9 protein-coding genes are annotated in these 8,443 nt (G+C 68.8%); 5 read left to right on the top strand and 4 right to left on the bottom strand.

Features of this window, described 5'->3' with window-relative positions:
* Nucleotides 1–88: 88 nt before the first annotated feature.
* Together ACRDTB_RS07680 and ACRDTB_RS07675 are read right to left on the bottom strand one after the other, a co-directional pair.
* A complete protein-coding gene (locus tag ACRDTB_RS07680; protein ID WP_431429297.1) occupies nucleotides 89–2,347 on the bottom strand; it encodes a heavy metal translocating P-type ATPase in 2,259 nt (752 codons plus the stop codon).
* A 352-nt stretch (nucleotides 2,348–2,699) separates the two neighbouring features.
* Nucleotides 2,700–3,113 (bottom strand): hypothetical protein, encoded by a 414-nt coding sequence (locus tag ACRDTB_RS07675; RefSeq protein WP_431429296.1) that lies wholly within the window; start codon nucleotides 3,111–3,113, stop codon nucleotides 2,700–2,702.
* Between the two features lie 718 nt (nucleotides 3,114–3,831).
* Between ACRDTB_RS07675 and ACRDTB_RS07670 the strand changes: the two genes are divergently transcribed.
* From ACRDTB_RS07670 to ACRDTB_RS07650, 5 genes are all read left to right on the top strand, one after another.
* The gene (locus ACRDTB_RS07670) at nucleotides 3,832–4,206 is read left to right on the top strand and encodes a hypothetical protein (RefSeq protein ID WP_431429295.1); all 375 of its coding nucleotides are present in this window, start codon (nucleotides 3,832–3,834) and stop codon (nucleotides 4,204–4,206) included.
* A 393-nt stretch (nucleotides 4,207–4,599) separates the two neighbouring features.
* A complete protein-coding gene (locus ACRDTB_RS07665; protein WP_431429293.1) occupies nucleotides 4,600–4,902 on the top strand; it encodes a hypothetical protein in 303 nt (100 codons plus the stop codon).
* A 7-nt stretch (nucleotides 4,903–4,909) separates the two neighbouring features.
* Complete coding sequence (locus tag ACRDTB_RS07660) at nucleotides 4,910–6,241, top strand: putative T7SS-secreted protein (protein WP_431429291.1); 1,332 nt, start codon at nucleotides 4,910–4,912, stop codon at nucleotides 6,239–6,241.
* Complete coding sequence (locus ACRDTB_RS07655; protein WP_431429290.1) at nucleotides 6,238–6,747, top strand: hypothetical protein; 510 nt, start codon at nucleotides 6,238–6,240, stop codon at nucleotides 6,745–6,747. The genes ACRDTB_RS07660 and ACRDTB_RS07655 overlap by 4 nt, the downstream gene beginning before the upstream one ends.
* A complete protein-coding gene (locus ACRDTB_RS07650) occupies nucleotides 6,744–7,070 on the top strand; it encodes a hypothetical protein (protein ID WP_431429288.1) in 327 nt (108 codons plus the stop codon). Before ACRDTB_RS07655 ends, ACRDTB_RS07650 begins: the two co-directional genes overlap by 4 nt.
* A gap of 503 nt (nucleotides 7,071–7,573) precedes the next feature.
* On the opposite strand, the gene ACRDTB_RS07645 is transcribed toward ACRDTB_RS07650, so the two are convergent.
* The gene (locus tag ACRDTB_RS07645) at nucleotides 7,574–7,708 is read right to left on the bottom strand and encodes a hypothetical protein (RefSeq protein ID WP_431429287.1); all 135 of its coding nucleotides are present in this window, start codon (nucleotides 7,706–7,708) and stop codon (nucleotides 7,574–7,576) included.
* A gap of 13 nt (nucleotides 7,709–7,721) precedes the next feature.
* Complete coding sequence (locus ACRDTB_RS07640; protein ID WP_431429286.1) at nucleotides 7,722–8,294, bottom strand: helix-turn-helix transcriptional regulator; 573 nt, start codon at nucleotides 8,292–8,294, stop codon at nucleotides 7,722–7,724.
* Nucleotides 8,295–8,443 lie beyond the last annotated feature (149 nt).

Below are 8,443 nucleotides of genomic sequence, written 5' to 3'. Positions count from 1 at the left end.
CACGCAGTCGCCTGCCGGGTGCCGCCACAGAGCAAGGGCGCCACCGGTGCGTGGCGCCCTTGCTGGCTGGCTGTCGTTCGGGGTCCGGTCAGGCGCTGCCCGGCCGCTGCAACGTGATCGACTCGCTCCCGTCCGACGTACCGCAGCCGCACCCGTCGCCACAGCCATCGCCGGCAGCGGACGCGGCCACGACCGGCTCAGCCTTCGCCGACGTACCGCAGCCGCACCCGTCACCACAGCCATCACCGGCGGCCACCGGCGCAGGGAGCGCCGCAGCCGTACTGGAGCTGCTCGCGGGCGCCTCGGTGGCCGTGGCCGCGGGCGCCTCGGTGGCCGTGGCCGGCTTGCGGCCCCGTAGTAGGCGCAGGCCGTTGGAGATGACCAGGATCGCGAACGCCTCGTTGACGAGCACGCCCTGGATCAGGTTGAACGCACCGGACACCGCGGCCACCACCAGTGCGGCCACCACGGTCAACGCCACGATCATGTTCTGCGCGATGATCCGGTTCGCCCGGCGGGCCAGCGAGATGGCTTGCGGCAGCTTGGTGAGGTCGTCGGACATCAGTGCCACATCGGCGGTCTCCGTGGCTACGTCGGTGCCGACCGCGCCCATCACCACGGCCACGTCCGCAGTGGCCATCGCCGGGGCGTCGTTGACACCGTCACCGACCATGACAACGACGCCGTGCCGCTTCTTCAGTCCTGCGACGGCGGCGCTCTTGCCCTTGGGCATCAGCTCGGCCGAGACGTTCTCGACACCCAGCTGGTCCGCGACCACCCTGGCCACCTTCTGCCGGTCGCCGGTCAGCATGGTGGTGTGTGTGATGCCCAGTTCGCGCAGCTGGGCGATCGCCTCGACCGCCTCGGGCCGGGGCTGGTCGGCCAGCCCGAGCAGGCCGATCAGCGTGTCGTCGGCGGTGACCGCGACCGGGGTGGCCGCGGCGGACTCGACCGCGGCAAGTGCGGCCAGCGCGGCCTGGTCGTCCGAGTAGTCGCCGGCCCGGCCGACGACGATCCGCCTGCCGTCCACCGTGGCCTCGGCGCCCATGCCGACCATCATGCGGGCGTCGGCAGCCGGGCGGATCTCGACCCCGCGGTCACGCGCGGCGTGGACGATCGCCTCCGCGATCGGATGCGTCGCTGTCGACTCCACCGCGGCGGCCAAGCGCAGCAGCTCCTGCTCGTCGTGCCCGGCGAGCGGATGCACGCTGGTCAGGCGCGGACGGCCGAGGGTCAGCGTGCCGGTCTTGTCGAACGCCACCGCGCGCACCCTGGTGAGCAGCTCGAGATAGGCGCCACCCTTGACCAGGACGCCGTCACGGGCGGCCCTGGCCACCGCGGCGATCACGGTCGCCGGCACCGACACCACCAGCGCGCACGAGCAGGACACGATCAGCACGACCAGCGCGCGATACCAGGCGTCCTCGAATGGCAGCCCGAACACCGTTGGTCCGAGCACCGCCATCAGCACGGCGACAACGATCATCAGCGGGGTGTAGGTCATGCCGAACTTCTCGGCGAAGCGCTGGGCGTTGCCGCGGTTCTGCTGAGCCTCCTCCACCTCGTGGATGACCTTCACCAGCACCGCGTCCTCGAACCGCCTGGTCACCCTGATCCGCAGCGCCCCGTCGCCGTTGAGCGTGCCTCCGTAGACGGGCTCGCCCGAGAATGTCTCCTGTGGCATCGACTCGCCGGTGATGGCCGCGTTGTCCACCCACGAGCTGCCCTCGATCACGACGCCGTCGGTCGGGAGCCGGGCACCCGGGCGCACCAACACGACATCATCGACCTGCAACTCTTCCACAGCGACGGTCTCCACGTACCCGCCGGCGGCGAACCGCTCGGCGCGCCGCGGAGTCAGGTCCATCAGGTTCTGGATCGACCTGCGCGCCCGGTCGGCGACGAACGTCTCCAGCACCGCACCGAGGGAAAAGATCACCACCACGTAGCCGCACTCGACCACCTTGCCCAGAGGCAACGCGCCGGCCACCGTGACGACCAGCAGCGCATTGATGGACAGGCGGCGATTCTTCAGCAGCGCCCACGCGTTGCGGGCCGGATAGATGATGCCGGCCGCGATGGCCACGGCCGCGAGCGAACGGGCGAGGGTGGAGTCGACCGAGATGCGGTTGGTGACATTGGCAGCGATCATGAACACGACGGCGATGCCGAGCAGCACCATCGGCGGGCGCAGCCACCACTTCTGCCGCTTGACCGCGTTCTCCTCGAGCGTTGCCGGCTGCTCCGGCTCCAGCACCAGGCCGCCGGCCGCCGCGGTCTTGAGCACATCGACGTCCTTGAGGCTGCGTGGTGCCTCGATCGCGAGCACGCCGGAGGCAGAAAGCACGCGCACCTCGCGTACGCCTTCGACCCTGCGCAGCGGCGTCAGGTCGCTCGCGCATTCGACACAGCCGGAGACCAGGCGATAGCGGCGAACTTCGAGGTCCGCCTCTACCGGTGTATCCGGCCTGTTCGAAACGGAGGATTCGGTCACTCCTGTCACCCAGCCCCTGTCGTGGTCAAAGGAATCCATTGAACCTGCGACCCTAAAGGTTGGTGTGCACCCCAAGGTCAAGTACAAGACTGGCCGCTCGACTCGAAGCGGGGCTCGTTGCAACGCCTCATGGACGGGTGGACCTCGATGACGCCACGGCACCCACGCACCCGACCTGCCGGCCGCACGTCGTCGCAACCGGCAACTAATGGACGCTGATCGCGTCCATCACCCGGCGACGCGGCACACTGACTACACAGGGTGTGCCGCCGAGCTTGGCATAGCAGGCCAACGCCATCGTGTTGAGCGGGTGGGCGATGTCGTCCCGGTGGATGTTTCGACCTGGAACTCCCGTACAGACACGCCCTGGCGCATGAAGGTCGACTTGGCCACCAGGTACGGGCTGGCATTGCCAGTCGCACACGTCGCCGTCGAAGGTGGTGAAGCGGAGGGTGCAGTCGGTCAGCCGGTACTTGCGTACGAAACCCTGGGAGAACGCCTTCGCCCCTCGGACGCCGTTGCGGAAGCTGCTCATAAGGCCCTCGACCGCGCCGTGGAACCGCTTGGGTGCGACCACGGCTATGCGCGGGACTTTCGGCGTGAAACCCTCGAACGCCATCGGCGATTGTGAGCGGGCCGAGCTTGATCAGGCCGTCGGCGATCTCCTCCGTGCGCGCCATCCGGCCCTCCGCACCGGTCAGCTTGAACACCTGGTACTCCAACGCGTCGGTAATCCTCGTGGTCGAGGCGCCGGCGATCGCCTCGACCGCCCCGGCGAGCCTTCGGCGAGCGACCGGATCTTGGTACGGCCGCTCAGGAACGGCGTCCGAGTCAGTCAACACGTACATCGCACATGCCGATAAGGACGACGCGGCGGTGGTTCGGCCGCTCGCCGCCACGCGAGCCTGGGAGCGACTGCTCTGAACCGACGTACGCTGAGCTGCAGAAGGCGTGCTTCTGCAGGTCAGCACACTTGTTGATCTACGTTGCCACGGTAGGGGTCACCGGTTCGACCCCAGTATCGCCCACCACCTGTCTTCGCGTCAGAAGCCCTGTCCCTCCTCGTGAGGGCCGGGCTCAGTGGTGCGGACCCGGGACACCTGCTCGGCCCGATCGACGTTGAGCGCGGCGAGGATCTACTGACGCTCTTCGGCGTCACGTGGTCGCAGGTTCGCGCGATGACCTTTCTCTCGGACCTGCCTGTGCGTGCCAGGCGATCTGGGCAAGCTGTCGCCGGCAGCCAGGCGGAGTGCAGTCCTCGAACGGATGCCGATGTCCGTCCGGCACGGTCTCGTCCGGTCAGCCCGTCGGAGTTCGGGCGTTGCGCGTGCGCGTAGTTGCGCAGGGTTGCGACCGGGGCCGACGTGGTGCTGGTCGGGGTGCCGGGCGTCGGTAAGACCAGGTTGACCTCCGAACTCGGTGAGGACGTCGTGTTCCTCCAGGACCCCCGCCTGGCCAACGTCGAGCGTTACCTGCGCAGGGTCACCGGGACGCGGACGGCCGTGGACACGCTGGCCTGCGTGGCCGCGTTGAGCGTCGTGTCCAGCGAGATCACGCACGGCTCGCATCGCTGGTCGGACTCCCACCGGATCTCCAGCACCCGCTGCCGCGGCACCACGGTGATCAGTGTGTGCGCGTGCGCCGGGATGCCGCCGTTCGTCGTCGGGCGCCTCCCGCGGTCGCGCAATGGTCCGCAGTCGAGAGTTTCCTGAATCTCGCGCGGCAAGTGGACGATATCGATATTCAGCCTAACGATCGCAAATTTGTCGCCTTTTCTACGATGAAATCAATGGGCGAGAAGGACCGTTCGTGTATGCGGTCGAACGGAAGGGCTGCTCCGCGGGACCGGGTCGTGCGATCGTCCATGGGCATGCCCTGATCGCCGAGGTCCGTGGCCGCGTCTCGGACGGCGTTGGTCAGGTGGTCGATGCCGTCGACCCAAGCCAAGGTTTGCGTAGGCAAGTTCCTGTGCTCGAACCATGTGAAGTGGACTGTTGTGCGGACACATTGTGTCAACATTGCTGTCGCCACAGCAGTCAGGACGCAGTGGACATCAGCCGTGCGACGTCCGCGGCTTTCCGAGGTTTTAGAGAATGGGGACGGGTGTGGGTGATGACGGGCAGGGGTATCGGGTAGATACCGCGGTGCTGCGGGATGCCGCTGACAAGGTCGCGGAAGCCGTCGTGCCCGCCGACCGTGTGGATCTGTCGACGAGCGGCGGCGATGCCTACGGGGTCGGCGATGTGCATGCCAACTTCGCGCGGTTCTGCGCCACGTGGCGGGTCGCCATCGGCCTGTTGTCGGCCCGCGCTGACTCCGCGGGCAACGTGCTGACGGCGTCCGCCGATGCCTATGATGTGCGCGAGGCCGAGACCGAGCAGTCGCTCTCCACGGTAGCGGGCGGGTGAGCCGGCCGTGGAGGTGAAGGAGCTCGGCGCGACGACCGTGGCGAGCGAACTGATTCCCGGTATCCCGGACGCGATCGCGTTCGATGCCGAGGCCACACACGACACCAGCATCACGCTGCTCGACACCTACGAAGCGATCAAGGCAGTCGACACACCGGGCTGGTCCGGCGACGGCGCCGAGGCATTCTGGGAGCGGTTCACGCCGGAGGCGGAGCGCTGGCACGAGGCCCGCCTCGCCACCCTGCACGTGAAGCGGACGTTGCACGACTACGCCGACGCCGTCCGCACGGCGCAGCGGCACGCCGAGGAGGCCATCGCGCAGTGGGCGCTGGCCGACGTCAAGGAGGCGGAAGCCGCGGCGGCGTCCGAATCGGCCCAGCAGGACCCGAACGTCACGGTCTCCGGGACTCCGCCGCCTCCGGACCCGGCCACCGTGAGCGCTCCCTACCGCGACGAAGCCCAGGCCATCCTCCGTGACGCACGCGAGCAGCTCGCCCGGGTGTCGCAGGAGACCGCCGACACGATCGCGGCGGAGAGCGGGACCGGCGACGACGCCCCGGCGTGGCTGGTCCAGGCCGCCGTGGCGGCGAGCCAGCACCTCACCGAGCACGGCGAGGCCTCCGTCAGCCGCACCGAGGGCCAGTTCCTCGACGGCAGCGTCTCGGAGACGGAGTTCGGCGAGCAGCAGCCCACGGCGAACCCGGACGACGCGCCGAGCATCAGGGCGACGCTGGCCGAATGGGACGTCAGCGTCGAGGCCAACCTGTTCGAGACGTCCGCCGACGGCACCATCGAACTCGGCGACGTGCGGCTCGAGGGCTCGGTCGGCGTCACCGTCGGCGCGGACGCCGGAGCGGGGATCACCTTGTCCAGCGACGGCCTCGCGGCGAACGCGCATGCCGGCGTCGGAGTGCGCGTCGACGCCGAGGGATCGATCACGATCGGAGGCGTCGAGGCCAGCGCGAGCGCCGAAGCCGCCGTTGGAGCCGAGGCCGAGGCGAGCCTGACGCTCGGGCCGGACGGCCTGGCGATCGAGGGCGGGGCGTTCGCCGGGGCCAGCGTGGGCGGCGTCGCCGAGGTGGAGGTCGACGGGATCACCGTGGGCGCCAACGGCGAGCTGCGCGCCGGCATCGGCGCAGAGGGCAGCGTCGAGTTGTCGTTCGACGACGGCCGGTTCGTCATCGGTGGCGAGGTGGCCGCCGTGCTCGGGGTCGGTGGTGAATGGGGCTGGGAGGTCACGGTCGACGTCGACGAGCTGAACGAGTCCATCGTCGAGTACGTCAACGACGGCGGGATCATCGGCAGGTTCGAGGACATCCTCAACGGACCACTGCGATGAGCACTCGGCTCCCCATCCCGATCACGTTCCGGTTGCCGGAGGGCTGGTCGGCGGTCGACCCCGATCGAGCCGGCGCCCCGCGGGCCGCTTTCGTGGCCATCCACCCGCAGGACGACGAGACCGCACGCGGCTTCACTCCCAACATCACCATCGCGGCCCAACCGAAGCGACCGGAGTCGTCGCTGGCCGAGGTCGCCGAGGCGTCGGTGCGTGCACTGGCGCGAGGCGCTAGCGTCTCCGTGACACATCGGACCGAGTTCGGCTCCACTGCCGCGCCGGGGTTGACCCAGCGTCTGCACCTGACGACGACAGCCGGCGGAGTCCGCCGCGGCTTGGTCCAAGTGCATTTCTTCGTGACGTTGCGGGACGCCACGGACGCCGCGAAGCAGGCCCTGCTCAAGATCGTGCTGACCTCGACGGAGGACCAGGCGCCAGCGGTGGTACGGGACTTCGAGCGCTTCCTGGCCACGTTGGCGGCCGCGCCGCGGGACCAGGGAGCGGCATGACGGCCGCCGAGGAAGGCGGTGTCCTGCCGCCGTATCGCCGCGTCAGCGCCGAGACGTTGCGGCTGGCCACCGAGGCGACCGGCGCTCCCGAGTACCTGCGTCGCCTGGCCAGAGCGGTGCGTCACGGCGAGGCGACCTGGGCGGAGATCGCCGACGGGAACGCCGAGGACCTGCCGGAAGTGCAAGACATCAACGCCGTGGTCGCCGAGCAGACGCAGGCGTTGATCGAGCGCGCGTGCGCGGGCGAGGCGTCGTCCCAACCGGACCAGTCCGACTGGGACGACGACGAGCCGCAGGACGGCGGCATCCTCCGCAAACGGTGACCAGAGTCGGCCCGCAGGATCCTGAATGTGGAAGGCGACAATCGCGCTCCCGCCGAGCACGGCCGCCAGCCCGCGCCGCGCTCGGACGGTGTCGCCGACGTTGCCGAGCAGGAACGAGGCCACCATAAGACGCTGATCGTGAACACCGTCACCCGGCCGTCGACGACAGTGCGATCCCCACCGGCCAGACCGCCACCGCCGCGGCGAAGGGAAACCGGCGGCGCGCGAGAAAGGGCAACACGACGACCGGGACCCGCCGGTGCGGCGAACCACATAGTCGCCCAGTCCGTCCCCGCACGGTCAGCCGCGGCCGTCTACCGACGATCGATCGGAAGCGATGGACAGCGCACACCGCAGGAGCGTCGCGAAATCCTGCTGGTGGACGCCGCCCGCTACGGCGCCACCTCCCTGGCCGGCCCACTTGACCAGCCCCCGGTCAACCTGCGGCCCCGCCGATGTACCGGAAGCCAGACCGCGCCATCATTGCGCACCACTCTCTCCGGTCATGCGGACACGGTGTCCGCCATTGGCTGCGCCTCCCCCAACCGGCGGCCCATCGCCGTCACCGGCAGCCACGATCGAACGTGGTCCATTGCGGCCTGACGTTCCGTGAGGTAGCGGATGAAGACATCCCGCATCGGCCGGCACACCTCAACTCCTGGAGCCGCTCCGCTTGCCGGACTTGGCACCCGAGTGCAGTCCATCGAGGTGTTTCGTCAACCAGGCCAGCTCGATCCGGTCCTGCTCCAGGGTGAGGCTGAGCAGCTCGAGCTGCCAGGTCAGTACCTCGGGGTGGCGACTCTTCGAGACCTCGGCGAACGTCGTCAGACGCGACTCCCAGCGCTCGATCTCCCTTTCGAGCTGCTCCTTGCGGGCCTCGAGAAGGTGCTGCTGCCCCCGTGGGTTGGTGAGTCCGATGAAGAACAGGCGCACGCGGAACGGGTCATTGATGTAGGTCGCTGGGAGTTGCGAGAGCAGCCACTCGTTCAGATCCTCGCTGCCGGCCGGGGCGATGGTGTAGACGTTCTTGGCCGGCCGGGTCGTCTGCTCGACGCGCCGGGAGGTGACCGCGCCCGACTCCTCGAGGAGTCGTAGCTCGCGGTAGATCTGGCTGTCGGATGCGGTCCACACAAAGGAGATCGACGTGTCCAGCGCGCGTTTGATGTCGTAGCCCGACATGTCGTTGATGGCGAGCAGGCCCAAGATCATGTGGCGCAGGGACATGGCGGCTCCTTGTGAGATGCGGTCGTGCGCTGGGGACGTGGATCGTTGTGCAGCGCAGTGTACTGCCATTGACAGTTACCTGCGGGCGCAGTTAGGGTCATCGGCAGATGACTGGCCATGACATTATTCCGGTGCACGCTAAGTGAGGG

The organism is Actinophytocola sp. (assembly GCF_050699935.1).
Lineage (GTDB): Bacteria > Actinomycetota > Actinomycetes > Mycobacteriales > Pseudonocardiaceae > Actinophytocola.
Note: the sequence above shows the minus strand (reverse complement) of the source record. Positions and strands in the feature narration are given on the sequence as shown.

What these genes read in the sequence shown, in the direction of transcription:
- ACRDTB_RS07675 (WP_431429296.1), bottom strand. Translation starts at nt 3,113, where the DNA reads ATGGCGTTCGAGGGTTTCACGCCGAAAGTCCCGCGCATAGCCGTGGTC.
- ACRDTB_RS07650 (WP_431429288.1), top strand. Translation starts at nt 6,744, where the DNA reads ATGACGGCCGCCGAGGAAGGCGGTGTCCTGCCGCCGTATCGCCGCGTC.
- ACRDTB_RS07655 (WP_431429290.1), top strand. Translation starts at nt 6,238, where the DNA reads ATGAGCACTCGGCTCCCCATCCCGATCACGTTCCGGTTGCCGGAGGGC.
- ACRDTB_RS07645 (WP_431429287.1), bottom strand. Translation starts at nt 7,708, where the DNA reads ATGCGGGATGTCTTCATCCGCTACCTCACGGAACGTCAGGCCGCAATG.
- ACRDTB_RS07640 (WP_431429286.1), bottom strand. Translation starts at nt 8,294, where the DNA reads ATGTCCCTGCGCCACATGATCTTGGGCCTGCTCGCCATCAACGACATG.